Origin of the sequence: Vulcanococcus sp. (genome assembly GCF_044369115.1) — a bacterium.
Lineage (GTDB): Bacteria > Cyanobacteriota > Cyanobacteriia > PCC-6307 > Cyanobiaceae > Vulcanococcus.
Genome location: NZ_JBIPMN010000009.1, coordinates 1 through 24,192, shown reverse-complemented (window position 1 = coordinate 24,192; position 24,192 = coordinate 1). Strand labels below are relative to the sequence as shown.

The following is a 24,192-nucleotide window of genomic DNA, read 5'->3' as shown; positions in this document are numbered from 1 at the left end:
GAAGGCGGCGATGGTGGTGTCGATGTCCTCGTCGGAGTGAGCCAGGGAGGTGAAGCCGGCCTCGAAGGCGCTGGGGGCCAGGTAGATGCCGCGCTCGAGCATGGCGCGGTGCAGCTTGCCGAAGCGCACGGTGTCGGCTGCTTTGGCCTCCTCGAAGTTGCGCACGGGTCCTTCGCAGAGGAAGAAGCCGAACATGGCGCTGATCGAACCGCCGGTGATCGGCAGGCCGGCGCTGCGAGCTGCATCAAGGATTCCCTCGATCAGGCGCTTGGTGATCGCCTCGAGGCGCTCGTAACTGCCGGGCTGCTTCAGCAGCTCGAGGGTCTTGATGCCGGCGGTCATCGCCAGCGGATTGCCGCTGAGGGTGCCGGCCTGATACATCGGGCCGGCTGGGGCCACCATGCTCATGATGTCGGCCCGGCCGCCGTAGGCGCCCACGGGCAGGCCGCCGCCGATCACCTTGCCCATGGTGGTGAGGTCGGGGGTGATGCCGAACTTGGCCTGGGCGCCGCCGTAGCTGATGCGGAAGCCGGTCATCACTTCGTCGAACACCAGCAGCGCACCGTTCTCCTTGGTGAGCTCGCGGATGCCCTCGAGGAAGCCGGGCTCAGGGGTGATGAAACCAGCGTTGCCCACCACCGGCTCGAGGATCACGCCGGCGATCTCACCGGGGTTCTCGGCGAAGAGCTGCTTCACCGCCTCCAGGTCGTTGTAAGGCGCGGTGAGGGTGCTGGCGGCGGTGGTGCGCGGCACGCCCGGGGAGTCGGGCAGGCCGAGGGTGGCCACACCGGAGCCGGCCTTCACCAGGAACATGTCCGCGTGGCCGTGGTAGCAGCCCTCGAACTTGATGATCTTCTCGCGGCCGGTGAAGGCGCGCATCAGGCGCAGCACCGACATACAGGCCTCGGTGCCGCTGTTCACAAAGCGCACCATCTCCACCGACGGCACGGCATCGATCACCATCTCGGCCAGCTTGTTTTCCAGAGCGCAGGGCGCGCCGAAGCTGGTGCCCTTCTCGAGCGCCTCGTGCAGGGCGCTGATCACCTCAGGGTGGGCATGGCCGCAGATGGCAGGGCCCCAGCTGCCGATGTAATCGATGTAGCGGTTGCCATCCACATCCCAGGCGTAGGCGCCCTTGACGCGGTCGAACACGATCGGCTGCCCGCCCACGGAGCGGAAGGCGCGCACCGGAGAGCTCACGCCACCGGGCATCAACGTCTGCGCGGCACCGAACAGTTCCTGGGACCGGGTGGTGTTGTGCACGGGAGCCGAAACAGGTGCCGAGGTCAAAACGGAATCCGAAGACGGGAGCTTGAGCGCACCATCCTTACGCAATTGCAGGCCCGGGAGTCCAGCGGTGGAACTCTCGTTAAGGTCTTTCCACCACCGCTCGACCCTGTGACGCCTGACTGGGGCTTGCTTGAACGCCGCCTGCGGCCCTTGCTGCCGCCTCGGGCTGTGGTGTCCAAGCGTCAGGAGTTGCTGGCTTACGACTGCGACGGCCTCACCCTCAACCGCCATCAGCCTCCTCTGGTGGTGTTGCCGGAAACCACCGAGCAGGTGGCGGCTGTGGTGAAGCTCTGCGCCGAGCTCCACGTGCCTTTCATCGCCCGCGGCAGCGGCACTGGCCTCTCCGGTGGTGCACTGGCGGAGCAGCCCGCTCTGGTGATCGCCACCAGCCGCATGCGCAAGGTGCTGGAGGTGGATCTGGCCAATGAACGGATCACCGTGCAGCCGGGGGTGATCAATAGTTGGGTCACCCGGGCCGTTGCGGGCGACGGCTTCTATTACGCCCCGGATCCATCCAGCCAGGTGGCCTGCAGCATCGGCGGCAACGTGGCCGAGAACTCCGGTGGCGTGCACTGCCTCAAATACGGCGTCACCAGCAACCACGTGCTCGCAATGGAGGTGGTGCTGCCCGATGGTTCGATCACCACCCTGGGCGGTGGCATGCCGGAGATGCCGGGCCTGGATCTGCGTGGGGTGTTTATCGGTAGTGAGGGAACGCTCGGGATTGCCACGGCGGTCACGCTGCGGCTGCTCCGCACCCCGGAAACCGTGGCGGTGCTGCTGGCGGATTTCGCTTCGATGGAGGCGGCCGGTCAGGCGGTTCGCCTGATCACCGGAGCCGGCGTGCTGCCGGCGGGCATGGAAATGATGGATAACCCCTGCATCCAGGCTGTGGATGATTTTTTTGGGGTGGATGAATATCCGCGCGAGGCCGCGGCGGTGCTCCTGATCGAGCTCGATGGCCATCCACTGGAGGTGAAGGAATCGGTGGAGATCGCCAGCCGCTTGTGCCTAGAGGCTGGCGCCGGCGCGGTGCGCGAGGCCTGGAGCGAGGAGGCGCGGGCACGGCTATGGAAAGGCCGCAAGAGTGCGATCTCAGCCTTGGGGCGCCAATTCCCCAGCTACTACCTGCAAGACGGCGTTGTGCCCCGCACAGCTCTTCCTGGTGTGTTGGCAGCCATCGATCGGCTCAGCGCAGAGCATGGCCTCGCCGTGGCCAACGTGTTTCATGCTGGCGACGGCAATCTGCACCCCCTCATCCTCTACCGCGCTGGTGAGGAGGGGGTGAACACACGGGTGAAGGCCCTCGGCGCAGACATCCTGCGCCTCTGCATCGCTGCTGGGGGCAGCATCAGTGGCGAGCACGGCGTCGGCAGCGATAAACGTTGCTACATGGATTGGATGTTCAGCGCCGATGATCAGGCCACGATGCAGCTGGTGCGCCGCGCGATCGACCCTGAGGGCTTGGCCAATCCGGGCAAGTTGTTCCCAACGCCTAAAACCTGTGGCGAATCGCTGCGGCGCAAGGTGGAACTTCGTGCCGAAGGGGTGGAGTTGCCGGCTGAGGTTGTCGTGGTTTGAGCGCTGCAGAACGGTCAGTCCCAGTTGTCTGAGCTCTCCTCGCTCTCGTCCCAGGCAAGGTTTACCACCACAGGTGCGTGATCGCTCGGTTGGATGTTGCCCCGAGGGCTGTTGTCGATGATGCATCCAGTGGCGCAATCCAGCAGGTCTTCCGAGAGGTAGATGTGATCGATACGCCATCCCTGGTCGCGATCCCAAGCGCCACTGCGGTAATCCCACCAGCTCCAGTGGCCGCTGCTGGGCTCGAACACACGAAAAACGTCTGTCAGGCGGCCTGCCAGGGCGTTATTGAGGGCCTGGCGCTCCGCCTCGCTCGCCATAATTCCGCCGCTCAATCGCTCTGGATCGTGCAGATCGCGCGCTTCAGGGCCGATGTTGAAGTCGCCCACCATGCACAGAGGCTCGCCCTGCTGCTCCTGCTCCGCGAGGTAGCGCTTCAGGCAAGCGAGCCACTCCAGCTTGTAGGCGTATTTCTCGCTGGTGAGTGAGCTGCCGTTGGGCACGTAGAGGTTGAGCACGCGTACCCCATCGATCAGGGCGCTGATCACCCGTTTCTGTTCACTGAGGCCGGGGGCTTCTGCGTCGTGCGGCAGCAGAGCGGTGAAGCCGATCTGAATATCGTCCATTGGCAGACGGCTGATCAGGGCGACGCCGTTGTACGCCTTTTGACCACTGATGGCACAGCTGTAGCCCAGTTGTTCGAAGGCGCTGTGGGGAAAGAGTTCGTCAGCCACCTTGGTTTCCTGCAGGCAGAGCACCTCTGGTTGCTGCTGCTGTAGCCAGGCCAGCACCTGATCAAGCCGCGTGCGCACAGAGTTCACGTTCCAGCTGGCGATGCGCATAGGTGGGATGCCGCGGGGTGTACCGATTGGATGCGCTCCAGGTTGGGATATCCAGGGATATCCGGTTGTGGATGCCGCTCGCATCCCACCGCCCCAGCCTCCCCCACCGCCGGATAGCCCTCCTACGATTCCCACCATGCGATCGCACAGGACGGTGATGGGACGCCCTTCCCCCCTTCGGCACAGCGCTGCGGCCTGCGCCGGGCTCTTAGCGTTCACGGTGCTTGGCGTCAGCGCTCAGGCCGCCAGAGCTGACTACAGCTCCTGGGGCATGTCGACCCAAGAAAAACAGATTTACGACTATGGCCCGGGCGGCAGCAACGGCACGTCGAAACAGGGTTCCATCCTCGACAGCACCAACCCCATTGATCTGATGAACAAGATCCGTCGCGGCACGGCGATGGACGACGCCACCCCCCCGGGTGATGCTGTCGATGCCGCCCTCAAGGAGCTGAACGCAGCTCAGGCTCCGGGGCCGTCATCTCAGGTGAAGGCTCCTTAGTGACCTGAGGGACAGGGCCACGCTGATCCGGCGGGGCCCCAGTGGCGGGTTTGGCCTGCCGCAAACTGCTGATGCCCCAGCTGGCGGCGACCCGATCGAGGCGGCTGTCCTTGCTGCCGGGTTGGCGGATGCGGGCCTGGGCTAACGCCTCCTGAGCCGCCTTCGGGTCGCCCTGCTCCTGGCGCAGCAGGGCTAGCGCCAGGAGCGGCCTCGGATCGCGCGGGAAGTCGGTGGAGAGTTTGGTGTAGGTGGCGCCGGCTGCGGCGTTTTGCCCCATCCGTTGCTGCAGATCGCCGAGAAGCAACCCCAGGGGCAGCACTTGAGGCTGTACGGCCGGTTTGCTCGCCTTCTCGATCTGGGCCTTGAGCTGAGCCTGGGCTTCGTTGCCCCGCCCCTGCTCCAATTGCAGCAGCGTCATCAGCTGCAGGGCTTCGATCCGATCGGGGCTGAGGTTGAGCAGCTGCCGCAGTTCCCGCTCAGCCGCGCTGCGGTTGTTGGTGTTGCGATGCAGTTCCGCCAGCAGCAGCCGCAACTGCCAGCGTTTCGGTTGCTGGTCGGCGAGTTGTTCCAGCAGAACGGTTGCTTCCTCCTGTTGGTTCAACACCAGCAGCAGTTGCACCAGCCGCTGCTGCTCGGCCTCGCTGGCTGTGCCCTCGGCCAGGCGTTGCCGCAATTGATTTGCCTGCCGTTCCACAGCCGCCTGAGAACTGCTGGTGTTGGCTCCCCGGCTGTGTTGCCCCAGCCACCAGCCACCAGCCAGCGAACCGCCAACCACAGCGACCGCACCAAGGCTGAGCAGCAGCCCTCGGGCATTGATGCTGGCGCGAGGCGGCATGGTGCGGCGCGTGGATGGCCCTCAGTCTGGGGCCATGGCAAGGGCTGGTTACATTGGCGGCCGGGCCATGGACACCACGAGCGCCCAGAGGGTTTCAGCCACGATGCGTCAGCACCCCATTTCACCGGTCACCGAACCGATGCAGTACCGGGCCATCGGTGTGGTGCGGGGGACCTATGTGCCCGTAGACCCTGAACAGCTCACCCGCGGCACCCTGCAAGCCGAAGACGGCACCGAGATCGAAGCCGTGGTGCTCGGCCGCGTGCTCACCCTGATGCGCCGCCATCTCGACTTGAGCAAGCCCCATCTGTGGGTGGCTTACCCCCGTTTCCGCGACCCCGAGAAGCTGCACCTGCAGCTCGTTGGCGTGTGGGAGCCCAGCACCTTGGCGGCCACCGAGATCGCCACCCAAAGCGCTGCCGATGCGGAGGCCGCCGCGGCCCCCACCGATGACCTGCCCGAGGGCGATGGCTATTTCTCGGTCCGTGGTGAGCTGATTTACACCCGCCCTGAGGATGGCGATCTGGTGGTGAAGATCCGCCAGCAGCCTCGCGCGGATGGCTCCCGGCCCACACCCTTCAAATTGCAGTTGCGCGGAGAAATCGCTCCCGAGCACCTGCGCCATTTCGTCTCCCTCGATCTGCGCCGTCACGGCCAGCAGCTGCAGCTCGAGCAGCACGAAGTGATCGCGCCTGTGCCCCAACGGGCTGGCAAGGGGCGCGGTCCCGGTCGCGGCGGGCGCCGCTGACCATGGCGGCTCCGGAGCGCTTCCCGGGGTCTGATCAGGGCTCAACGGCTGCTGTTTCGGCTGGTGCGGCTGTTGCGGCTGTCACGGTGCTGGCGGTGGTCGGACCACCGCTCGGTTTGTCGCCCTGGTTGATTGCCCTGGCTGCTGGTGGCGGCATGGTGGCGCTCACCGTGGATGCAGCACGCTTTGGTGGCCTGGGGGGCCATCTGCTGGCTGAAGCCCTGCCGGCGGGGATTGGTGCGGCCCGCTTGCGCCGCATCGCCATTCATGAGGCCGGCCACTTCTTGGTGGCGGCAGACAACAACCTGCCGGTGAAACAGGTGTTGGTGGGCAGCCGGGCTTGTCTGCGGGAGGGTCTCCGTGCCAACGGCAGCACCCAGCTGGAGCCTCCGGCCCACGCCAAGCTGGCTCTTGAAGACCTGCGCCGTTGGAGCCGCGTGCTCCAGGCGGGGATGATCGCCGAACAACTGGTGTATGGCGGTTCCCGCGGCGGTGCCGACGACCGCGCCCTATTGGGCCGGCTTTGGGGCCTCTCCGGGTACGACGTGGCTACAGCGCAGCAGGAGCAGCGCCGCGCCCGCCGTGAGGTGGAGCAGTGGTTGCGCCAACGCCGCAGCGAACTCGATCAGCAGGCCGACACCCTGCTGGCCCAGGTGTGATGCCCTCCCAGCCCCGGCTAGCTCTTGTGGATTGCCCGACGGGCCTCGCCGGCAACATGCTGCTGGGGGCTTTGCTGGATCTGGGCCTGCCGCCATCGGTGGTTCACGAACCGATGGCGGCACTGGGGTTGGCCGATGCCTACCGCCTCAACATCCAGACCACGCGCAGCGCCGGCTTCCGCGGCCTGCAGCTGCAGGTGGCGCTCACCGAGCCTTCACCGCCCCATCGCCACTGGGGTGATCTGCGCGTGCAGCTGGCTGAGGCCCCCCTGGAGCCTCAGCTGAAGCAGCGGGTGCTCGCGGTGTTCAGCCTGCTGGCGGAGGCGGAGGCTGCGGTGCATGGCACGGGGGCTGATCAGGTGCACTTCCACGAAGTGGGAGCGGTCGATGCCTTGGTGGATGTGGTGGGTGTGTGTGCTGGTCTGCTGCATTTCGGTGTTTCTGAGCTGATCTGCACGCCGCCTCCCGCCGGCCATGGCCGCGTGGCCACCGCCCACGGGCAACTGCCGCTGCCGGCTCCGGCTGTGCTTGAGCTGGCGCGGGTGCGGCAGCTGCCGCTGGCCAGCAGTGAAGGGTTTCCGCCGGCGGAGCTCACCACGCCCACCGGCATGGCTCTGATGGCAGCCCTGGCGGATCGCTTCGGCCAGGCGCCCGCGCTGGTGCCGGAAGCGGTGGGGGTGGGCCTGGGAACGCGCCAGCTTGATCGCGCCAACCTGTTGCGCCTGGTGCTGGCGCAGCCCCAGCTCCCTGCTTCCGGGGAGCGCCAGGACATGCTGCTGCAGCAACAGGCCCAGATCGACGATGCCAGTGGAGAGGATCTCGCCTTTTTGATGGAAGCGTTGCGGCAGGCCGGGGCTCTCGAGGTGTTCGCCCAGGCGCTGCAGATGAAAAAGGGGCGGCCGGCCAGCTTGATCACGGTGCTTGCACGGCCTGAGCAATCCTTGGCGCTGCGCCAGGTGTGGTGGCGCCATGGCAGCAGCCTGGGGGTGCGGGAGCAGTTGCTGAAGCGCTGGTCGCTGCCGCGCGAGCATGGCGTGGTGGAGACCCCCTGGGGGCCGGTGCGGATCAAGCGCTCGCGCCGCCCGGATGGCAGCTGGATCTGCAAGCCCGAAGCCGACGATCTCGCGGAGCTGGCCGAGCGCCACGCCATCTCGATGGCAAGGCTGCGACGGGCTGTGCTCGCCCTGGTCGACGACGATGGCCTCGATGGGCCGGCGATGGCCCCAAGCGTTAAGTCACCCCAGCACCGCCCATGATCAACATCCCCCGTTGGCGTGAGCTGTCGCTGCCTGGTGGCGCGCGCCTGTGGGTCACGCTGGCCAGCGCTGGTTTTCTACTGGCGGCCCTGGTCAGTCACGGCCGTCAGTTGCTGCAGCTGAGCCTGGATGCCCAGGGCTGGTGCTGGTTGCTGTTGGGTGTGGGCTTCAGTTTGTTGAGCCTGCTGGCGAATGCGGCCGCCTGGGGCGTGGTGCTGCGCTGGCTGGGGCAACAGCCCCGCTGGGGTGCGCTTGTGGTGCTCTTCCTGGCTTCGAATCTGCGCAAGTATCTGCCGGGTGGCGTGTGGCATCTGCTGGCTCGGGTGCGGGCTCTGCAGGCGCAAGCCAGCCCCGAGTCGCCGGTGCAGGCGCCGCCCATGCGCACACCCCAAGCGTTGGTGGCGGTGTTGCTGGATCCGCTGCTGGCGGCTGTGGCCGCCCTGGCGCTGGTGCCGTTTGGGGGCTGGCAGGCCGGTTTGGGCTTGCTGTGCCTGCTGCCGCTTCTGGTGTTGCTGCCCCGCTGGCTCAATCCGCTGATGCTGCGGCTGGAGCAGCAGCGGGCCCGGCAACTGGCGTCGCGCGGCTTGCTTGATGCTGCGCCTGAGGACTTGCCCGCGGCCTTGCCCGGCTATCCCTGGCCGCCCCTGCTGGCGGAGCTGGTGTTCGTGTTGCTGCGTTTTGCAGGGTTTGCCTGCTGCGTGCAGGCGTTTGATCTTTCCTTTGCGATCGGCTGGGGAGGCTGGCTGGCCGGCTTCGCCCTGGCCTGGACGTCTGGCTTGGTGGTGCCTGGTGCTCCTGGCGGCCTGGGGGTGTTTGAAACGGTGCTGTTGATCCGCCTGGCGGCGGTGGTGCCGGAAGCGCCGTTGCTGGCAGTGGTGATCAGCTACCGGTTGGTGAGCACCCTGGCGGATTTACTGGGGGCGCTCACCGCCCGGGCTGATCTGGCGGCAGTTCGCAACAGGCGTTACTGTTGAGAACAGCGCCAACCGTTCGCTGATGCCTGCCGTCCCGGCGCCCGATCTTCCCGCTGAGGCGCTGCGCAGCAGCCTGCATGGCCGCGGCCAGAGGCTCACGCCGCAGCGGCAGCGCGTGTTGTCTTTGTTTGAGCGCTTAGGCGAAGGCACCCATCTCAGCGCTGAAGAGGTGCATCAGCGATTGCTGCGGGCGGAGGAGCGTGTCTCCCTGGCCACGGTGTATCGAACCCTGCGCTTGCTCAGTTCGATGGAACTGCTGCGGGAGTTGGAGTTGCCCGAGGGGGGGCGCCGCTTCGAACTGGCCAGCGACGACGATCACCGCGACCATCACCACCTGGTGTGTGTGCGCTGCGGCCACACCGAGGAATTCGAGAGCGAAGCGGTGCTCTCGGCTGGAGAGCAGGCGGCAGGCCTGCACGGTTTCCGCCTGCTGGAGTGTGTGCTCAATGTGCGCGCGCTCTGCCCGCGTTGCTCGGCTGCGGAATCAACCCCGATAACGGTTTGAGCGCACGGGCACCAGCACAGGCTGCATCAGCCCGCCGCCACCGTTGTCGTCGTCGGAGCCAGCCGCCAGCCAGGCGATCACACCCGCCAGGGTGATCACTGCAGTGAGAAGGAGCAGATCGGCCAAGGCGCTGGACGCGATTCACTGCACGCTAGCGGCATCGTCCAGCGCTGGTGTTGCAATCGCTGCCGTTACAGAGGTGCGAGTGCCAAAACACCACCGAGAAGCACCAGAAGGCCAGCCGCCACTTGGCTCTGGCGCAGGCTGAGCTGGCGTCCTGCAGCGAAGCTCAAGCCGATGGTGAGGGCCGAGGCCATCAGGGCACCCAGCCACCAGCTGGCGGTGCCGCTGGCCTCTTGGCCGTGGAGCATGGCGTGCACCGCAACGGCGCTCCCCAGCACACTGGCCAGTGCGGGCAGGGGTTTCTGCAGCTTGTCGCTCAGAAGCAGCGCTGCGCCCACGGCACTCACGGCCAGGGCTGCCAGCACTTCTGCCGCCGGAAGCCCACCACCGAAGCTGCCGAACACACTGCCCAGCACGGCGCCACCCAGGGCAAAGCCCAGCAGCAGTGGGCCGACGCGAGCGGCCGTCAGGCCCACGCCCACGAGCAGCAGCAGGTGATCGAGGCCCAGCAGCGGGTGCAGGGCCCCGGCCATCACGCCGGCATCAGCGCTGCCATGGGCGCCGGCGGGTAGGGCTGAAAGCAGGCTGAGGCCGAAGCCTGCTGTGCTGCTGATCAGAAGGGAGCGGGAAAGCTTGGTGGGCATGGGCAGGGCCGGTCCGCGCCGGTGCTGAGGGGGTGAATGGATCTGGGAGCGGCGAGCGTTCTGACTGAGAAGCGAGCTGGAGCCTGCTTCATCACAGCTGCGGGACAGTGCCGGAGTGGGGCTAGGCCCTGCACCGGTCTTTCCTCGTTGCCTCCCCGGGCTGAATCCGAGGAACCGCTCCTTGCAGTATCGCTTCAGGCGAAGCCTTTGCCTGCATCTTTGGCCACACAGGCCTGGAGCTGCTTGCGCAGCTGGGGATGGTCGAGGTTTTTGCCGATCAGCACCAGCTGGTTTTTGCGCTCGGTGGCTGAACCCCACTCGCTGTCGTCGATCGAGAAGCGCTTGCCGGCCAGGTGAAACACATGGCGCTTGTCGCTTTCGTTGAACCAGAGGATGCCCTTGGCGCGGAACACACCAGCGGGCAGTTGGTTGTCGAGGAAGTTCTGGAATTTGCGCAGGGCGAAGGGGCCTTCGCTGCTGAACGAGAGCGAGGTGAACCCTTCGATCGCTAGGTGATCCGGATTGCCGTGATCGTGGCCGTGGCTATGCCCATGCTGGTGGCCATCCGCATGGCCGTGGTCGCAATGGCCGTGGTCGTGATCGCAGCTGCTGTGGTCGTGGTGCCCGTGCTGGTGACCATCCGCGTGGTCATGCTCAGGGCCATTCCCGTGGTCATGCACGCAATGACCGTGGTCGTGGTCGCAGTCGTCGTGGTTCTGTTCCGCGGCCACCTTGTCGCTTTCAAACAGCCCCACACTCAGCAGCAGCGGCAGGCTCACATCGCCTTTCACCGAGCGCAGGATGCGGGCGTCGGTTTTGATCTCCCGCAGCCGGCCTTCCACCTGCGTGAGCCGTTCCTCGCTCACGAGGTCGCACTTATTGAGTAGCAGGATGTCGCCGTAAACCACCTGGGCGCGGGCCACCTCGCCGTCGAGAATCTCGTCGCTGAAGTTCTCCGCATCGATCAGCGTGATGATCGAATCGAGGCGGGTGTCATCGCGTAGATCGCTGCCCAGGAACGTCATTGCCACGGGCAGTGGGTCCGCCAGGCCGGTGGTCTCCACCACCAGATAATCCACCGGATCCGGGCGATCGAGGATGCGATACACCGCATCGAGCAGCTCGCCATTGATGGAGCAGCAGATGCAGCCATTGCTCAGTTCCACCATGTCTTCGCCGGTGGCGATGATCAGATCGTTGTCGATACCGATCTCACCGAATTCGTTCACCAGCACGGCCGTTTTCACGCCCTGCTGGTTGCTGAGGATGTGGTTGAGCAGCGTGGTTTTGCCGGCCCCCAGAAAGCCGGTGAGGATGGTTACAGGCAGTGGCCCATGGGCCTGGGCAGAGGATGCGGGTGCGAGGTCGGTCGCGCTGGCGGTCACGTGGATCCGTGGATCAGGGCTGTAGCCAGTCTGATCTGTGGGCTCTCCGGATGGTTGCCGCTGACACCTCGTGCCAATCCCCCTAGAACGGAAACAGCTCCAGACCCCAGCACTCCATGGCTGTCGCACCACCCATCGACATCGGCATCCCCGCTGAGCAGCGCGCCCAGATTGCTGAGGGCCTGGGGCGGGTGCTTGCCGACAGCACCGTGCTGTACGCCAAGACCCACGGCTTCCATTGGAACGTCACGGGCCCGATGTTCAACACGCTCCATTTGATGTTCATGGAGCAGTACACCGAGCTGTGGACAGCCCTCGACGAGATCGCCGAGCGGATCCGGGCCCTGGGCCACAAAGCCCCGTTTGGAGGCAGGATCTACGGCAGCTTGTCGTCGATCCCCGAAAGCGAGGGTGTTCCAGCGGCCATGGCCATGGTGCGCGAGCTAGTGGAGGGTCATGAGGCGGTGGCCCGCACGATTCGCGGTGTGTTCGCCATTGCCGACGATGCCAATGATCAGCCCACCGCTGATTTGCTCACGCAACGCCTGCAGATTCATGAGAAGACAGCCTGGATGTTGCGCAGCCTGTTGGAAAGCTGACCAGCGATTGCACCATTCGCTACAGCCAGATGTGCATCACTGGCGGAGCAGCGCTCTGCTCTTGTTAGAACACGCTTATCAACTCACGCTTTGAGGATGAAGGAGCTCACCCGGGCCATCACAACCACCTCGCTGCCGAGTTCCAAGCCAGCCATACCTACCTGGCGATGTCGATCTGGTTGCGTGAAAAAGACCTGGTGGGCTTCTCGTCTTACATGCTCACCAAGAGCAATGAAGAGCGGGGGCATGCATCCCGGATGATCGCCTATCTGGTGGATAGTGATCAGGATGTGGAGCTCCCTACGATCGATGCTCCGCAGCGTGATTGGAGCTCCGTTCAGGCGTTGTTTGATGATGTCTATGACCTTGAAAAGGGTGTGACGGCATCGATTCATCACCTCTACACCCTGGCGGAGGGTTTGGGTGAGCGCAGTGCCACAGCGATGCTGGATTGGTTTGTCTCAGAGCAGCTGCAGGAAGAGGCGGAAGCGCGTTTCGTCTGCAAGCGCTTGCGTCTGGCCGGTGACAACAGCGCGGCCCTGTTGCTGTTGGATCAGCAGTTTCTGGAAGGAACCGCCCTCGCCCATGTGAAAGGAGGCATGGGAGGAGGGCCGCAAGCAGGTGAGGCGGGCTGAACTGGCCTCAGTCGCGGCCGCAGCGGCACTGGCCGCCCTTCCAGTGGGAGCACTTTTTCTGCTTGCAGCCTTTTTTCTTGGCATGCTCCGTGGCGGTGCGCGTCTTGGGCGCCTCATCGCTGTGACAGCCGATCTGCTGAGCCATGGTGCGGCGATGCGTTGCTGTTGAGAATCAATCGCATCTTAGGCGCTCTGAGCCTCACTGCTCCGCCGGGGCTGGTTTCGTCACCCGCCGATGTGCTTTTGGCTACGGCTGGGGGTCCGGGGGCTCAGCGGATGGCGTTCCAGCTCGCCACGAGTTCGCTGCCGCTGGTTTGGTTGCAGCGCCCCCCAAGGGCATCCACGATCAGGCAGGTGTTGCTGGTAAGCGTCGCCATCAGGTTGTCTGCGGCGGAGTCGGCACGCAGGGGTTGGCTGGCGAGCGGCACGCCGCTGAGGCTGCTGATCCGCTGCAGTGCCTTGCTGGCCGGCGTTTGTTCGGCGAACAGGCTGCGCACGCCCTGGTTGCGCAGCGCTGCCACCACGTTGGCGAGGGCCTGCGGCCGGAGCGCTTCGCTCGTGCTGGTGGCATCAATCACCGGCAGTTCCTTGAGTTGATAGGCCCTGGCGAGGCTTGCGAAGGCACGGTGACCGCTGGCAAGAACGCGCGGCGAGGGGATCGTGCTGAATTGCTCGCGGTTCCAGCGATCGAGGGCGCTCAGGCTGCGTTGCATCGCCTCGGATCGCGCCTGAATCTGTGGAGCGGCCTGCGGATCGAGTTGCTCGAGCTTCTTGCTCACCACGTTCACCATCGCTGCGGCTTGGCGTGGGTCGTGCCACACGTGGGGATCCTGGTCGCCATGCAGGTGGGCCGCTTCGCCGTCTCCCTCGTGGGCGTGTTCGTGTTCGGTGTGGCTGTGTTTGTCGCTCTGAACGCCATCGTTGAGATCGGGGCTGTTCGGAACAGCAATCTCCGCCACCTTCACGGCCTCACGGAGCTTCTCGAGCGCTGGGGTGAGTCCGTAGCCGTTGATCAGCAGGAGCTGGGCCTGGTTGATTTGGCGTATCTGCGTAGGCGTGAGCTGCAGTTGATGGGGGTCGTCGCTAGGGCCCAGCAGGCAGTCCACCTTCAGGCTGCCTGCGGCGAGACGCTGCGTGATGTCACACAGCGCGCCATCGGCAGCGATCACGTCCACCGGGGAGCCTGGGCTGCAGGCCTGAACCGCCGCCAGGGCCAGTGGTGCCATCAACACAGCTGCGGTTCGCCGCATGCTCAAGCCCAGTTCTAAAGGCAACGATAATGGTTCTCAGAAGCGCAGGGTTGTTTTGAGCAGGGCTCCGAGTTGCCGAAATCTTTTGCCTGCTTGGGTTTCTGCGCCCAACGGCCGGCTGAGCAGGAACAGCGCTGGGGTGACGGCGAGGTTGTCGCTCAGTTGGTGCTTGTACCACCACTCCCAGGCGGTGTTGCCATCACGAGGGATGTCGCCCCCGTAGAGCGAAGTCGCAAAGATCGGTTGCCCCACAGCCATGCCCAGGGCGTTGCCTGGGGAAAAAATATCCTTCCATTGCAGGCCCAAGCTCCACGACTGGCTGTTGGCCACAAGCCCCTGCCGCTCCACCTCCGAGGCGTAATCGGTGCGGTTGAAGCCCCAGCCAGCGCTGATCGAGGGCACCCAGCTCGATTGCCGCGGTTGCCAATAGCCGCTCAGACCAAAAGCCGTGGTTTGACCGGGATTGCTGAGGCTGTTCAAGGTGAAGTTGGTGGCATAGGTGATCCCGCCTCCCAGGTTTTGCATGGAGCTCACCACGGCCGCAACGGCCCATTGCGGCCGTCTGTAGGCGAGTTGCACACTGCCAGTGCTGGCTGAATCCGCGGTGCCGATGCCTCCCTCGCTGGGATTGCCATCGCGTCCGTTGCCGGCCACATAGTTGGCGCTCACACTGAATCCGCCAGGGGATTGCCACCACAACCCGGCACCCGCGCCCAGCTTGAAGTTGTAGGCCGCTGGAGCTCCCTTGAGGGTGAACAGATCGAGGATGGTTTCGGCTGGATACACGCTGGGCCTGAGGGCGAACAGATCCAGCTGGCCAATCCGGGGCCCCAAGGTGGCTGTGAATCCCTTGCCCAATGGGAATTGGTAGTACAGCCGGTTCACCGAGACGATGTCGGGCCCCGATTGCTCCTGGAAGGCTGTTTCCAGGATCGATAACTTGCTGGGGCCAGCCCCGTAGAAGCTGTTGCTTGCTCGATCGAAATTGCCACTGCGCAAGCGAGCGCGCAGGAGGTCTTGCCCCGTGAAGCTGGTGTCGAGGTAAAGCTTGAGGTCGTAGTTGAAGGTGCTGGCGCCGAAGTTGGAGCGACTGCTCCTAACCACGGCGCTGTCGCTGCCCTCAAAGCGGTTGCCACCCAGCACCAGGCTGGCCAGGCCTTTGAGCTTGGTGGTGGGGGAAAACTGCGTGGCCTCCAGGGTCTCCACCTGTTGATCCAGTTGGTGGAGTCCCTGCTCGAGCTGCCGCAGCAACAGCGCGCCTTCGCCTGCGTTGCCGTTGAGGTGCGGCAGGCAGGCCTGAAGCAATGCGGCCGCGCTGAAACGTGAGATGGCTAACCCCTGATTCCGCCGTTCTTCCGAGGCGGCTGTGGAGCAGCCGTGCTGGATCCGCAGCAGTGGGCCCTCTGCTTGCGCTGAAGCGGAACTCGCTGATGCCCCCAGCACGGCGATGCTTCCCATCAGGGCAACGATGGGGCGCCACATCAACCGGGTTCTCGCTGCGCTTCGATTCAAGCGCGCCTGCTCATTACTTTGGAGTGAGTGAGGCCTGAAGCGGTGCTCAGCGTTGATCAGCTGTGTGTGCGCCGCGGACCCGAGCTGGTGCTGGATCAGCTCTCGTTCAAGCTCCAGCCCGGCACCCTCACCGCTCTCGTGGGGCCCAATGGTGCTGGTAAGAGCACCCTGCTTCAGGCCCTGGAGGGGCAACTGAGCCTTGCGGCTGGCTCGATCAGCTGGGAGGGGACCCCCCTCACTCCCGCCCTGGCGCGTCAGCAGCTCGCCCTGATGCCGCAGCGCGGAGAGATTGCCTGGGGTTTCCCGATCACGGTGCGGGCGTTGGTGGCCCTTGGTCGCTTGGCTGGTCAGCGCCCGGGTTGCTGCGATGTGGAGGCGGCGCTGCAGCGGGTTGGATTGATGGGGCTAGCTGGGCGTCGCCTTGATCAGCTCTCCGGCGGTCAGCAGCAGCGGGCCCTGTTGGCGCGCACCCTGGTGCAACCGGCGCGCCTCCTGCTGCTTGATGAACCCTGCGCAGCGATCGATCCGCCCTCTCGCACCGAGTTGCTGCGGGTGATGCGTCAGCTCAGTGATGCGGGGCTCACCCTGCTGGTGAGCAGCCACGACTGGGGGCGCGACCTCGACGCCTACGACCGGGTGCTCGTGCTCGATCGCAAGCTCCTGGCCGACGGCACGCCCCAACAGGTTCGCCATGCTCTTGGCGATTTGCGGGTGGGCAACCACTGCTGCGGTTAGGCGTTCTGGCGGTTCTGGCAGCTGCGGCACAACCCGAAGAACTCCAGGGTGTGAAACAGCAGCTGAAACCCCTCCGCCTGATCGCCGTGCAACTGCACGTTGTGCATCGGGCAGTGCTCCAGCACCAAGGTGGTGCCGCAATCCACGCAGGTGAGGTGGTGTTCATCGCGCTCCACCGGCGCGAACAGGGCCTCGCCACTGGGGAGATGGCGGCAGCGGATCAAGCCCCGCTGCTGCAGCTGGCGCAGGTGCCGGTACACCGTGGCCAGTCCCATGGCCTGGGGGCTCTGGCGCAGCAGGGCGTGCAGGTCTTGACCGGAGAGTTCCCGATCGGCAAGCTTCAGTTGCTCCAGCAGCAGCAGCTGGCGATCGCCTGAGGCGGCAACCTGGGAGGGCATGGCCGAACCAGCGGGGCGGGGGGCCCTGATCCTATGGAGCGTGTGTGGTGGCTGCTGCCGCTCGCGGTGGCGTTGGTGGTGGGTGGGCTCTGCCCGCTCACGGGCACCGTGCTGCTAGTGCAGCGGCGCTTGTTTCTGGTGAACCTGGTGTCGCACGCCGTGCTTCCCGGGCTGGCCCTGGCGGTGGCGCTCCGCCTCGACCCAGGGGTGGGGGGTGCGATCAGTGGCCTGGCGGGTGCGCTGCTGGCGGAGCGTTTCAGCGGCGCCTCACGCCCAGGACAACCGGGTGATGAAGCCGTGCTCAACACAGTGCTGGCGGGCTTTTTAGGGCTGGGGGTGCTGTTGATTCCCCTGCTGGGCATCCGCGTGGATTTGGAGGCCGTGCTGTTTGGTGATCTGCTGGCTGCGGCACCCGCTGATCTGGTGCGCAGCCTGCTGGCGCTGCTGGCCATGCTGCTGCTGCTGCTTTGGCGCTATCACCACTACGTGTATCTGGGGGTCGATCCCCTGGGTGCCACCAGTGCCGGGTTGCCGGTTCGGCGCCTGCGGCTGCTGCTCACCCTGGTTACTGCCTTCACTGTGGTGAGTGCGATGACGGCCGTTGGGGTGGTGCTGGTGATCGGCTTGATGGGCGCACCGGCCTTGCTGGCGCTGCCCGGGGCCACGAGCCTGCGCCAGGCTCTGTGGCGATCAGCCTTGCTTGGCATGCTTCTGAGCGGGAGTGGCCTTTTGCTGGCGATCCAGCCCTGGATCAACCTGCCGCCGGGCCCGCTGATTGGGGTGCTGTGCCTGCTGCTCTTGCCGCTGCAGCTAGCCCGGCGGTAGCCAGAGGGCCTGGCGCACTTGTTTTGCCAGCGGCTGCAAAGCCAAATCCCGCACCGGGATCAACACCGGTTGTGCGTCGGGGCGCCCCTGTTGCCGCAGGGTGAGCAGCAGCTGCTGACGGGTGGGGTCGTAGGCCATTGGCACCCCGGGCTCAACCTCCCACCCCGTGAGATCCCGTGTCCGCACAACCTGCCCCTGGCGGTTGATCTCCAGCAGCCGGCTGCGCTGGGCATCGCGCCAATGGCTCACTAGCAGCCACACCCGTTCACCGCCGCGATCGCAGGCCGTGCTCAGCACCGCATCGCCGCCCAGCCACAGCTGGCGTGGCGGCTGACCGGGTTCCACCAGTTCCAGAGAACGCCGGAAATCAGGCCAGTGCCGCACCAGTAGCGCCCGCCCGCTCACCGGGCAGAAGCTGCTCAGATCGCGGCTGCCTGGCAGCAGCTGGCGCCGCTCGGGCCGGCCGGGCAGGTTGCGCAGGCTCAGCCCCTCAAGCTCAGGCATCACCAGAGCGCCACCGTCGGGCAGCAGCTGCATCGGGCCGGAGGCCTCCAGCTCCAGTTGTTGGCGGTTGCCCTGGCGGGGCCAGAAGCTGGTGATCGAGCGGCCCAGGGCCTGTGTGCTCCACTGCACCAGCAGATCACCGCGCTGGTTGCTACTCAGGTGGGTGAAGATCAACGGCTCCGGTAGCAGCGCCCGAAGGGGGCCTGCCTTCGCCGCGCTGCTGTCCGATTGGCCGCTGCGCTGCAGGGCGCTTTGCTGCAGCGGCAGCAGCCACAGCCGCTCACCTTGATCATTGCGGCTGGCCAGGGCGATGCCTGATCCATCCCCCAATGGGGTCACCGCGGTGATCCGCTCGAACTCCGGGGTGAGCGGTTGCCAGCGGCCATCGCGTTGGAGCAGTTGCAGTTGCTCACCACTGCCCTTGGGTACCACCGCCAGCAGCCGCGGTCTGGGGTCCCAGCTCCAGCGCTGCGGCCGCAGTGCCAGGCCCCGTTGATCCATGCCGCTGATCAGCAGCTGGATCGCCCCGGTGACTGGTTGATTGGCAGCGAGCAGTAGCCGTAAGGGGTTGTTCGCGCCCAACCACTGATGGGGCAGGGATGGCTGCAGCTGGCTGCGCTCCGCCAGGCTGACGCGATCCATCGGGCGGCTGAAGCGCAGTGAGAGGGCGGCTGGCCCTGAACTGGCTGTGCTCGAGCGCAGCTCCAGCAGCCTGGGTGGGCGTTGCAGCAACAGCTGCTGCTGCAACAGGGCCAAGAGTCCGCCAGCGGCCAGCAGCAGGGCTGGTTTGTTCATGGCTCGAGCGGTCTGGCGGGCCGCGGAATCGTGCGGATGCGCTCCGGCAGCACCACGCTGCGCTGCTGGCCCGCCTCGTTCTCCACGCCCATGCGGCCCTCGATGGCCAGCCATTGGTCAGCCTGTGCGCTGAAGCCCTTCGGCCAGTGCACAGGCAGCCCGATCGGTGTGGCATCGGCCAGGCAGCAACGCACCAGCAAGCGCCCCAGCTGGGGCGGGCCATCGGGCTGCGTGAGCACGAAACCGCTGATGCGCACGGGGTCGCCCTCATACAGCTGTGGGTCGGGCTGGCTGCGCAGCAGGCGCACCCAGTCGGTGAGGCTGCGCTGGCCTGGCGGCAACAGGAAATCCAGCTCCACCTCGCTGCCGAGATCGCTGTTGCGGTTCGAGGCCAGATCGCTGAAGGAGGGGTTGGGCGGCACCAGCAGCACGGCGATCGCGAGCAGGCCGCTCAACGCCCAGCTGCGGTTCCAGCGCCGTTCGCGCCGGCCCTGCAGCGCCTGTTGCAGGGCGATCGCAAGCAGCACCACGCCGCTGAGCCCCACCAGCGGATGAAACACACCACGCAGCAACAGCTCCAACCGGCCTGTGAGGGTGCTCACCAGCAGCACGGCACCCCAGAGGGCCAGGGCCAGCGGGCGGATCAAAGCAGCCAGAGATTCACCCATTGCCCAATCAGCAGCACCACCACAGAGGCACCAGCCGCCGTGAGCGCAATGGCTCGCGGCTTCAGCACCACCCCAAACAAGCCCAGCAGCTTCAGATCCACCACGGGCCCCAGCACCAGAAAGGCCAAGAGGGCGCCGGGGGTGATTTGAGCGGCAAACCCCAACGCGAGGAAGGCATCCACGCTGGAGCACACCGACACCACCACCGCCATCAGCATCAGGCTGACCACAGAGATGGTGGGAGCCCCGCCCACCGCCAGTAACCAGGTGCGGGGCAACAGGGTTTGCACTACCGCTGCCAGGGCACTGCCCAGCACCAGCAGGCCGGCTAGATCGAGAAATTCCCGGCTGCTGTGCTCCAGCACCGTGGCCAGGCTCGGCCGCTCCGGCGGCGGCGGCGGTGCGGCTGGAGCGGCCCCCACCAGGCCACTGCGACGTTCCAGCAGCCCCACCTCAGCCAGGGGTTGGCTCAGGCGCCGTTCCTCCAACAGTGCCGGCTCGAGTAGTTGGCCTTCAGGCCATTGCTGCAAGAGAGCAGAAAGGGCCAGGGCCAGCAGCAGAGCCGCCAGGGGCCGCGCCGCCAGCAGCCAGGGCTGATCGGGAAAGGCGGCCCAGGTGCTCGCCAGCACGATCGGATTGAGCACCGGTGCGGCAAAGAGGAAGCCCAAGGCCGACCCCAGCGGTGCGCCGCCGGCCAACAACCGCCGCGCCACCGGCACATTGCCGCACTCGCAGGCCGGCAGCGCAAAGCCCAGGGCAGCGCCGGTGAGCGGAGCCAGAAGTGGCTGGCTCGGTAAACGCTGCAGCCAGCGGCCTCCTGGGGCGATCCAGCGGGCCAGCCCTGCGATCAGCACGCCGATCAGCAGAAACGGAAGCGCCTCAAGCAGCAGCCCCTGAAAGATGGCCCAGATGGTGGCCAGCCTGCTCAATCGGGTTCAGCCACGCCGGGTAGCCGGGGATCAGCCGCGCATCATGGCCGCGTCTTCAGGGCATCTGGCGAGCCACCGATGGCATAAGGCGGCTGAGTTTGCGCGATCGGCAGCGAGGTTGGTGCCTCTTCCACGAGTAGGGAGCCCAGCAGTTCGGGGCGGTTGGTTTCGAAATGGAGGTGAGGCCCGCTGCTCCAGATGCCGGTGTTACCGCAGGTGCCGATCTGATCGCCCCGTTTGTAGTGGCCGGCGGGCATCACCGTGTGCAAGTGGCTGTAGCTGGTTTCCAACCCATCGGCTCCTCGCAGCGCGAAGGTGGTGCCGTGGGTGCGGCTCCGCCGCACGGAGCCGTGCCCGTCGTGGGCGGCCCGCACCGGCGTGCCGGTGATGCAGGCGATGTCGATGGCGGGATGGCCCTCTCGCACTCCTTGGGTGATCACCCCGGGCATGGGGTGAAGCAGCTGCAGAGCAGGCAGAAGAAGGGCGATGGGCAACAGGCTTCCGCGGGATGAACGTCCGCGACGGGAATCGGAAGCAAATCTTAAGTTGCGACGCGCTGGACCTGTCTGTTGTCTATGCGACGGATCCAAGGGTTGGCCGGGTGCTCCGAGCGGGCGTCCACGGCGTCCCCCAAGGCGTCAGCTGCTCCGTGGGCTTGGCTCTCCGCCGCAAGGCTTGGATGTGAACCAGCGTGGCACCGCTTCAAAGCAGGCGGCGTTCTTCTCGTTTTCGCGCGCTTCTACCTTCCAGCAGCAGCTGCGGCCGCCTTCGCGCGGCTCCAACAGTTGATTGGCCCAGCGCCACACCAGCTCGGCGCTGGCTTCCATTCCCACGTTGTCCATCACCCGCAGGTCGAGTGCGCCTTGCTCGTGTAACGCCCGCCACTGCTCGAGCAGAGGGTCGTCGGCATTCACCAAAAAAGTGTGATCAAACTGCTCGGCCAGCTGCCCCTGCAGGGCCTCGAGGCTGGAGAAATCCACCACGAAGCCATGCACATCCAGTTCCCGGGCTTTGAACCAGAGGGTGAAGCTGCGGCTGTAGCCGTGCACGAAGCGGCAATGGCCGGGATGGCGCCACTGGCGATGGCAACAGGGATAGCCGCTGAAGGTCTTCGTGCAGGTGAAGGCGGCGCTCATTCCCGGGCCTGATGTCTGAGTTGGTCGGTGTTGCGGGAGGATCGGTGGAGATGGATCGGCAGCCCTTGCAGGCATCATTTCAGGTCCCGGATCCTGCCCTGATCGACTCGCTTCGGTTTAACGAAGCCGGCCTGATCCCCGCGGTGGCGCAGGACTGGCTCGATGGCGCCGTGCTGATGGTGGCCTGGATGAACCGCGAGGCGATTGAGCGCACCCTGGCCACCGGTGAGGTGCACTACTGGAGCCGCTCACGCCAGGAGCTCTGGCACACAGGTGCCACCAGCGGTCACACCCAGAGCCTGCGGGGCCTCCGCTACGACTGCGATGCCGATGTGCTCCTGCTCACGATCGAGCAGAGCGGTGATGTGGCTTGCCACACCGGCGCCCGCAGCTGCTTCTACGACGATGGCCCTGCCCCCAGTGCTGGTGGTGCTGCCGCCGCGGCGCCACCGGCCGATGTGTGCACGGAACTGATGCGGGTGATCGAGGACCGCCGCGACCATCCCGAACCCGGCAGTTACACCAACAAGCTGCTGGAGGGTGGCGACAACCGCATTCTCAAGAAGATCGGCGAGGAGAGCGCCGAATTCGTGATGGCCTGCAAAGACAACAACCCTGCCGAGATTGCTGGCGAAGCGGCCGACATCGTGTTTCACCTCCAGGTCGCTCTGGCCCACCACGGTGTGAGTTGGCGTGAGGTGCAGCAGGTGCTCGCCCTGCGCCGCGGTGCCCCGAGGCGCGAGTGAGCCGTCGCCTCAGGGTTTCAGCTTCACCGGGCTGCCATGGCGAAGCCCGAGGTTGCCGCTGAAGATCACGCGGTCGTTGGCGCTCAGCCCGGAGAGCACCGGATAGAGCTCGCCCTGGAGCGGGCCCAGGCTCACCGGTTTCTGAAGGGCCAGCAGGGTTCCTTTCGGCAGGCGGCGTAGGGCAGCGAGATCGGCCTTGCCGGGATCCCGCTCCAGGTCCTGGAGGGTGCCCACCACGAACACGAAGTTCTGGCCGAAGCTGCGGGTCACCGCCGCAAAGGGCACGGCCCATTGGCGTTCGGCGCCGAGGATCACGCGGGTACGCAGGCGTTGGCCATTGCGCAGCAGACCGCGAGGGTTGGCGATGGTGGCTTTGGCCAGCAGCGTTTGGCTGGCGTTGTTCACGCCCGGATCGATCAGGTTGATCCGCCCTTCGGCTAGAGCGCGGGGGTTGATGCCATCCAGCAGCTGCACCCGCTGGCCCTTGGCCACCGCATTGGCCTGGTTGGCGGGAATGTCGATGCGGGCCTGCAGCTGGTCGTTGCGGATGATGCGGCTGAAGGGGGTGCCGGCTTGCACCACATCGCCGGGCTTGATCGTTACATCACCCATCACCCCGCTGATCGGGGCTCGCACGTCTTTGTAGGCCAGATCGGCCTGCTTGGCCCGCAGGGCCTGCTGGGATCCGATCGCCTTGGCACGCACCTCATCGCGTTGCAGTGCGGTGGCGGCTCCCTGGCTCACCAGCCCCGCGTAGCGCTGATAGGCGATGGCATCGGTTTCGGCGGTGGCCCGCAGGGCCGCCACATCTGCCCTGAGCTGGGTTTGATCCAGCACCATCAGCATCTGCCCGGCACGCACGCTGTCGCCGCCTTGCACCAGCACCTGTTGCACCCTCCCGCCGGCCTGAGCGGCTAGATCGATCTCCTTGGTGGCCTCGAGGGTGCTCACCGTGTCGAGGCTGCGCACAAACGCTTCCTGGCGCGGGCGTTCCGCTTGCACCGTGATCGGTGGCCTGGCTCCTGGCTGGCTGCACCCCGCCACCAGGCTGGCCAGCACAGCAGAACGGATGGCCAGTTTCAGGCCGCTTGGCATCGCGAGGCTTTGGGGTTCAGCCATGCTGCCCTCCATGCAGGCGGCGCTGGGGCCGTGCCAGCTCCCATCCCTTGATCAGGCGGTACACCCCCGGCACCACAAACAGGCTCAACACCGTGGCCACCAGCAGCCCGGAGAACACCACCGTGCCGATGCTGATGCGGCTGCTGGCGCTGGCACCACTGGCCAGCACCAGCGGCAGGAAGCCCGCCAACGAGGAGATGGCGGTGAGCAGGATCGGCCGCAGACGGCTGATTGAGGCCTCGCGGATGGCGGCATCGAGCGGCAAGCCTTCCCGCAGCCGTTGATTGGCGAATTCCACAATCAAGATGCCGTTCTTCGCGGCGAGGGCGACCAAAACCAGCAGCCCCATCTGGCCGTACACATCCAGCGGCAGGCCGCGCAGGATCAGGCCCGCCACCGCGCCCAGCAGCGCCAGCGGCACCGTGATCAGGATGATCAGCGGGTCGAGCAGGTTCTCGTAGAGGGCGCCGAGCAGTAAGCCCATCACCAGCACCGCCAGGGCAAAGGCCCGGATGCTGCCGCCGCCGGCCTGCCGCTCCTCGCGGGCCAGTCCTGCCCACTCCAGCTCCACAGTGCTGCTGCCCTGCTGGCGCTGGATCTGCTCAAGCGCGGCCATGGCCTGGCCGGTGCTCACGCCCGGAGCTGGCAGGGCCTGAATCGTGATCGAGCGCACCAGGCGGCTGTGGTTGATCACGCTGGGCCCGGTGGAGGGCACCACCTGCACCACCTGGCCGATGGGGATCAGCTGGCCGTTGCGGTTCCGCACTTGCAAGGCGAGCACATCGTTCACATCGCGGCGCCCCTGGCCTTCCAACTGCACGATCACGCGCCGCACCTGATCGCCTTCAAAGCTGTCGTTCACATAGGTGCTGCCGAAGCTGGCCTGCAGGGTGGCCACCAGCTCATCGAGATCAACGCCCAAGGAGGCCAGCTGCAGGCGATCCGGTTCGAGCCGCAACACCGGTGAATCGGCATTGAAACGGGTGGAGACCCGCGT

The 24,192-nt window shown here is 66.0% G+C and carries 29 protein-coding genes; 12 read left to right on the top strand and 17 right to left on the bottom strand.

Going from position 1 to position 24,192, the window contains the following annotated elements; genetic code table 11:
- Window positions 1-1,290, bottom strand: a 1,290-nt coding sequence (gene hemL / locus ACIQ2E_RS01385; protein WP_398325069.1) for a glutamate-1-semialdehyde 2,1-aminomutase, incomplete at its 3' end; no start/stop codon positions are given.
- 108 nt (window positions 1,291-1,398) lie between these two features.
- Here hemL and ACIQ2E_RS01380 point away from each other — a divergent pair.
- Entirely contained in the window at window positions 1,399-2,871 is a 1,473-nt protein-coding gene (locus tag ACIQ2E_RS01380) for an FAD-linked oxidase C-terminal domain-containing protein (protein WP_398325066.1), read from the top strand.
- Window positions 2,872-2,885: 14 nt separating this feature from the next.
- Here ACIQ2E_RS01380 and xth read toward each other — a convergent pair whose 3' ends face one another.
- The gene (gene xth, locus ACIQ2E_RS01375; RefSeq protein WP_398325063.1) at window positions 2,886-3,713 is read right to left on the bottom strand and encodes an exodeoxyribonuclease III; all 828 of its coding nucleotides are present in this window, start codon (window positions 3,711-3,713) and stop codon (window positions 2,886-2,888) included.
- A gap of 157 nt (window positions 3,714-3,870) precedes the next feature.
- Between xth and ACIQ2E_RS01370 the strand changes: the two genes are divergently transcribed.
- Complete coding sequence (locus ACIQ2E_RS01370; RefSeq protein WP_398325060.1) at window positions 3,871-4,215, top strand: hypothetical protein; 345 nt, start codon at window positions 3,871-3,873, stop codon at window positions 4,213-4,215.
- On the opposite strand, the gene ACIQ2E_RS01365 is transcribed toward ACIQ2E_RS01370, so the two are convergent.
- Window positions 4,157-5,050, bottom strand: a complete 894-nt coding sequence (locus ACIQ2E_RS01365; RefSeq protein WP_398325057.1) for a tetratricopeptide repeat protein — start codon at window positions 5,048-5,050, stop codon at window positions 4,157-4,159. The genes ACIQ2E_RS01370 and ACIQ2E_RS01365 overlap by 59 nt on opposite strands.
- A gap of 103 nt (window positions 5,051-5,153) precedes the next feature.
- Here ACIQ2E_RS01365 and ACIQ2E_RS01360 point away from each other — a divergent pair, with 103 nt between their 5' ends.
- The 5 genes from ACIQ2E_RS01360 to ACIQ2E_RS01340 are packed head-to-tail and all read left to right on the top strand — an operon-like array spanning window position 5,154 to window position 9,192.
- A complete protein-coding gene (locus ACIQ2E_RS01360; protein WP_398325054.1) occupies window positions 5,154-5,798 on the top strand; it encodes a hypothetical protein in 645 nt (214 codons plus the stop codon).
- Between the two features lie 2 nt (window positions 5,799-5,800).
- Window positions 5,801-6,457, top strand: coding sequence for a hypothetical protein (locus ACIQ2E_RS01355; protein ID WP_398325051.1), 657 nt, complete (start codon window positions 5,801-5,803; stop codon window positions 6,455-6,457).
- Complete coding sequence (gene larC / locus ACIQ2E_RS01350; RefSeq protein WP_398325048.1) at window positions 6,457-7,713, top strand: nickel pincer cofactor biosynthesis protein LarC; 1,257 nt, start codon at window positions 6,457-6,459, stop codon at window positions 7,711-7,713. The genes ACIQ2E_RS01355 and larC overlap by 1 nt, the downstream gene beginning before the upstream one ends.
- The gene (locus ACIQ2E_RS01345; RefSeq protein WP_398325046.1) at window positions 7,710-8,687 is read left to right on the top strand and encodes a lysylphosphatidylglycerol synthase domain-containing protein; all 978 of its coding nucleotides are present in this window, start codon (window positions 7,710-7,712) and stop codon (window positions 8,685-8,687) included. Before larC ends, ACIQ2E_RS01345 begins: the two co-directional genes overlap by 4 nt.
- Before the next feature lie 22 nt (window positions 8,688-8,709).
- Window positions 8,710-9,192, top strand: a complete 483-nt coding sequence (locus ACIQ2E_RS01340) for a Fur family transcriptional regulator (RefSeq protein WP_398325044.1) — start codon at window positions 8,710-8,712, stop codon at window positions 9,190-9,192.
- Here ACIQ2E_RS01340 and ACIQ2E_RS01335 read toward each other — a convergent pair.
- The 3 genes from ACIQ2E_RS01335 to ACIQ2E_RS01325 all read right to left on the bottom strand — a co-directional run bounded on the left by ACIQ2E_RS01335 (window position 9,172) and on the right by ACIQ2E_RS01325 (window position 11,344).
- Window positions 9,172-9,318 carry a hypothetical protein gene (locus tag ACIQ2E_RS01335; RefSeq protein ID WP_296442483.1) on the bottom strand — a complete coding sequence of 49 codons (147 nt, stop codon included), beginning with the start codon at window positions 9,316-9,318 and terminating at the stop codon, window positions 9,172-9,174. The two genes, ACIQ2E_RS01340 and ACIQ2E_RS01335, sit on opposite strands and share 21 nt — an antisense overlap.
- Window positions 9,319-9,383: 65 nt before the next feature.
- Window positions 9,384-9,959: a HupE/UreJ family protein gene (locus ACIQ2E_RS01330; protein ID WP_398325041.1), complete on the bottom strand. Its 576-nt coding sequence runs from the start codon at window positions 9,957-9,959 to the stop codon at window positions 9,384-9,386.
- A gap of 194 nt (window positions 9,960-10,153) precedes the next feature.
- The gene (locus ACIQ2E_RS01325) at window positions 10,154-11,344 is read right to left on the bottom strand and encodes a CobW family GTP-binding protein (RefSeq protein WP_398325038.1); all 1,191 of its coding nucleotides are present in this window, start codon (window positions 11,342-11,344) and stop codon (window positions 10,154-10,156) included.
- Window positions 11,345-11,460: 116 nt separating this feature from the next.
- Between ACIQ2E_RS01325 and ACIQ2E_RS01320 the strand changes: the two genes are divergently transcribed.
- Both ACIQ2E_RS01320 and ACIQ2E_RS01315 read left to right on the top strand, forming a co-directional pair.
- Window positions 11,461-11,943, top strand: a complete 483-nt coding sequence (locus ACIQ2E_RS01320) for a Dps family protein (protein ID WP_398325035.1) — start codon at window positions 11,461-11,463, stop codon at window positions 11,941-11,943.
- A gap of 167 nt (window positions 11,944-12,110) precedes the next feature.
- On the top strand, window positions 12,111-12,578 hold the full coding sequence (locus ACIQ2E_RS01315; RefSeq protein ID WP_398325032.1) for a ferritin: 468 nt from the start codon (window positions 12,111-12,113) through the stop codon (window positions 12,576-12,578).
- Window positions 12,579-12,585: 7 nt separating this feature from the next.
- Here ACIQ2E_RS01315 and ACIQ2E_RS01310 read toward each other — a convergent pair whose 3' ends face one another.
- The 3 genes from ACIQ2E_RS01310 to ACIQ2E_RS01300 all read right to left on the bottom strand — a co-directional run bounded on the left by ACIQ2E_RS01310 (window position 12,586) and on the right by ACIQ2E_RS01300 (window position 15,310).
- Window positions 12,586-12,723 (bottom strand): hypothetical protein, encoded by a 138-nt coding sequence (locus tag ACIQ2E_RS01310; RefSeq protein ID WP_398325029.1) that lies wholly within the window; start codon window positions 12,721-12,723, stop codon window positions 12,586-12,588.
- Window positions 12,724-12,847: 124 nt separating this feature from the next.
- Window positions 12,848-13,804, bottom strand: coding sequence for a metal ABC transporter substrate-binding protein (locus ACIQ2E_RS01305; protein ID WP_398325026.1), 957 nt, complete (start codon window positions 13,802-13,804; stop codon window positions 12,848-12,850).
- Between the two features lie 60 nt (window positions 13,805-13,864).
- Window positions 13,865-15,310, bottom strand: coding sequence for an iron uptake porin (locus ACIQ2E_RS01300; protein ID WP_398325024.1), 1,446 nt, complete (start codon window positions 15,308-15,310; stop codon window positions 13,865-13,867).
- A 72-nt stretch (window positions 15,311-15,382) separates the two neighbouring features.
- On the opposite strand from ACIQ2E_RS01300, the gene ACIQ2E_RS01295 reads away from it, so the two are divergent.
- Window positions 15,383-16,075 carry a metal ABC transporter ATP-binding protein gene (locus ACIQ2E_RS01295; RefSeq protein ID WP_398325022.1) on the top strand — a complete coding sequence of 231 codons (693 nt, stop codon included), beginning with the start codon at window positions 15,383-15,385 and terminating at the stop codon, window positions 16,073-16,075.
- Here the strand turns inward: ACIQ2E_RS01295 and ACIQ2E_RS01290 are convergent.
- Entirely contained in the window at window positions 16,072-16,473 is a 402-nt protein-coding gene (locus ACIQ2E_RS01290) for a Fur family transcriptional regulator (protein ID WP_398325020.1), read from the bottom strand. The two genes, ACIQ2E_RS01295 and ACIQ2E_RS01290, sit on opposite strands and share 4 nt — an antisense overlap.
- A gap of 33 nt (window positions 16,474-16,506) precedes the next feature.
- Here ACIQ2E_RS01290 and ACIQ2E_RS01285 point away from each other — a divergent pair, with 33 nt between their 5' ends.
- Entirely contained in the window at window positions 16,507-17,298 is a 792-nt protein-coding gene (locus ACIQ2E_RS01285; RefSeq protein ID WP_398325018.1) for a metal ABC transporter permease, read from the top strand.
- On the opposite strand, the gene ACIQ2E_RS01280 is transcribed toward ACIQ2E_RS01285, so the two are convergent.
- The 5 genes from ACIQ2E_RS01280 to ACIQ2E_RS01260 all read right to left on the bottom strand — a co-directional run bounded on the left by ACIQ2E_RS01280 (window position 17,284) and on the right by ACIQ2E_RS01260 (window position 21,330).
- Window positions 17,284-18,597 (bottom strand): hypothetical protein, encoded by a 1,314-nt coding sequence (locus tag ACIQ2E_RS01280; RefSeq protein WP_398325015.1) that lies wholly within the window; start codon window positions 18,595-18,597, stop codon window positions 17,284-17,286. The genes ACIQ2E_RS01285 and ACIQ2E_RS01280 overlap by 15 nt on opposite strands.
- Entirely contained in the window at window positions 18,594-19,265 is a 672-nt protein-coding gene (locus tag ACIQ2E_RS01275) for a TIGR03943 family putative permease subunit (RefSeq protein WP_398325012.1), read from the bottom strand. The genes ACIQ2E_RS01280 and ACIQ2E_RS01275 overlap by 4 nt, the downstream gene beginning before the upstream one ends.
- Window positions 19,241-20,194: a permease gene (locus ACIQ2E_RS01270; protein WP_398325010.1), complete on the bottom strand. Its 954-nt coding sequence runs from the start codon at window positions 20,192-20,194 to the stop codon at window positions 19,241-19,243. Before ACIQ2E_RS01270 ends, ACIQ2E_RS01275 begins: the two co-directional genes overlap by 25 nt.
- A 41-nt stretch (window positions 20,195-20,235) precedes the next feature.
- Window positions 20,236-20,688 (bottom strand): M23 family metallopeptidase, encoded by a 453-nt coding sequence (locus ACIQ2E_RS01265; RefSeq protein WP_398325007.1) that lies wholly within the window; start codon window positions 20,686-20,688, stop codon window positions 20,236-20,238.
- Between the two features lie 144 nt (window positions 20,689-20,832).
- Window positions 20,833-21,330: a 6-carboxytetrahydropterin synthase gene (locus ACIQ2E_RS01260; protein ID WP_398325004.1), complete on the bottom strand. Its 498-nt coding sequence runs from the start codon at window positions 21,328-21,330 to the stop codon at window positions 20,833-20,835.
- Window positions 21,331-21,380: 50 nt separating this feature from the next.
- On the opposite strand from ACIQ2E_RS01260, the gene hisIE reads away from it, so the two are divergent.
- A complete protein-coding gene (gene hisIE, locus ACIQ2E_RS01255) occupies window positions 21,381-22,076 on the top strand; it encodes a bifunctional phosphoribosyl-AMP cyclohydrolase/phosphoribosyl-ATP diphosphatase HisIE (protein WP_398325072.1) in 696 nt (231 codons plus the stop codon).
- A gap of 9 nt (window positions 22,077-22,085) precedes the next feature.
- On the opposite strand, the gene ACIQ2E_RS01250 is transcribed toward hisIE, so the two are convergent.
- Together ACIQ2E_RS01250 and ACIQ2E_RS01245 are read right to left on the bottom strand one after the other, a co-directional pair.
- Window positions 22,086-23,195: an efflux RND transporter periplasmic adaptor subunit gene (locus ACIQ2E_RS01250; RefSeq protein ID WP_398325002.1), complete on the bottom strand. Its 1,110-nt coding sequence runs from the start codon at window positions 23,193-23,195 to the stop codon at window positions 22,086-22,088.
- Window positions 23,188-24,192, bottom strand: a 1,005-nt coding sequence (locus ACIQ2E_RS01245; protein ID WP_398324999.1) for an efflux RND transporter permease subunit, incomplete at its 5' end; no start/stop codon positions are given. The genes ACIQ2E_RS01250 and ACIQ2E_RS01245, both read right to left, overlap by 8 nt.

What these genes read in the sequence shown, in the direction of transcription:
- xth (WP_398325063.1), bottom strand. Translation starts at nt 3,713, where the DNA reads ATGCGCATCGCCAGCTGGAACGTGAACTCTGTGCGCACGCGGCTTGAT.
- ACIQ2E_RS01370 (WP_398325060.1), top strand. Translation starts at nt 3,871, where the DNA reads ATGGGACGCCCTTCCCCCCTTCGGCACAGCGCTGCGGCCTGCGCCGGG.
- ACIQ2E_RS01365 (WP_398325057.1), bottom strand. Translation starts at nt 5,050, where the DNA reads ATGCCGCCTCGCGCCAGCATCAATGCCCGAGGGCTGCTGCTCAGCCTT.
- ACIQ2E_RS01360 (WP_398325054.1), top strand. Translation starts at nt 5,154, where the DNA reads ATGCGTCAGCACCCCATTTCACCGGTCACCGAACCGATGCAGTACCGG.
- ACIQ2E_RS01355 (WP_398325051.1), top strand. Translation starts at nt 5,801, where the DNA reads ATGGCGGCTCCGGAGCGCTTCCCGGGGTCTGATCAGGGCTCAACGGCT.
- larC (WP_398325048.1), top strand. Translation starts at nt 6,457, where the DNA reads ATGCCCTCCCAGCCCCGGCTAGCTCTTGTGGATTGCCCGACGGGCCTC.
- ACIQ2E_RS01345 (WP_398325046.1), top strand. Translation starts at nt 7,710, where the DNA reads ATGATCAACATCCCCCGTTGGCGTGAGCTGTCGCTGCCTGGTGGCGCG.
- ACIQ2E_RS01340 (WP_398325044.1), top strand. Translation starts at nt 8,710, where the DNA reads ATGCCTGCCGTCCCGGCGCCCGATCTTCCCGCTGAGGCGCTGCGCAGC.
- ACIQ2E_RS01330 (WP_398325041.1), bottom strand. Translation starts at nt 9,959, where the DNA reads ATGCCCACCAAGCTTTCCCGCTCCCTTCTGATCAGCAGCACAGCAGGC.
- ACIQ2E_RS01320 (WP_398325035.1), top strand. Translation starts at nt 11,461, where the DNA reads ATGGCTGTCGCACCACCCATCGACATCGGCATCCCCGCTGAGCAGCGC.
- ACIQ2E_RS01315 (WP_398325032.1), top strand. Translation starts at nt 12,111, where the DNA reads ATGTCGATCTGGTTGCGTGAAAAAGACCTGGTGGGCTTCTCGTCTTAC.
- ACIQ2E_RS01310 (WP_398325029.1), bottom strand. Translation starts at nt 12,723, where the DNA reads ATGGCTCAGCAGATCGGCTGTCACAGCGATGAGGCGCCCAAGACGCGC.
- ACIQ2E_RS01305 (WP_398325026.1), bottom strand. Translation starts at nt 13,804, where the DNA reads ATGGCACCACTGGCCCTGGCGGCGGTTCAGGCCTGCAGCCCAGGCTCC.
- ACIQ2E_RS01300 (WP_398325024.1), bottom strand. Translation starts at nt 15,310, where the DNA reads ATGTGGCGCCCCATCGTTGCCCTGATGGGAAGCATCGCCGTGCTGGGG.
- ACIQ2E_RS01290 (WP_398325020.1), bottom strand. Translation starts at nt 16,473, where the DNA reads ATGCCCTCCCAGGTTGCCGCCTCAGGCGATCGCCAGCTGCTGCTGCTG.
- ACIQ2E_RS01285 (WP_398325018.1), top strand. Translation starts at nt 16,507, where the DNA reads ATGGAGCGTGTGTGGTGGCTGCTGCCGCTCGCGGTGGCGTTGGTGGTG.
- ACIQ2E_RS01280 (WP_398325015.1), bottom strand. Translation starts at nt 18,597, where the DNA reads ATGAACAAACCAGCCCTGCTGCTGGCCGCTGGCGGACTCTTGGCCCTG.
- ACIQ2E_RS01275 (WP_398325012.1), bottom strand. Translation starts at nt 19,265, where the DNA reads ATGGGTGAATCTCTGGCTGCTTTGATCCGCCCGCTGGCCCTGGCCCTC.
- ACIQ2E_RS01260 (WP_398325004.1), bottom strand. Translation starts at nt 21,330, where the DNA reads ATGAGCGCCGCCTTCACCTGCACGAAGACCTTCAGCGGCTATCCCTGT.
- hisIE (WP_398325072.1), top strand. Translation starts at nt 21,381, where the DNA reads ATGGATCGGCAGCCCTTGCAGGCATCATTTCAGGTCCCGGATCCTGCC.
- ACIQ2E_RS01250 (WP_398325002.1), bottom strand. Translation starts at nt 23,195, where the DNA reads ATGGCTGAACCCCAAAGCCTCGCGATGCCAAGCGGCCTGAAACTGGCC.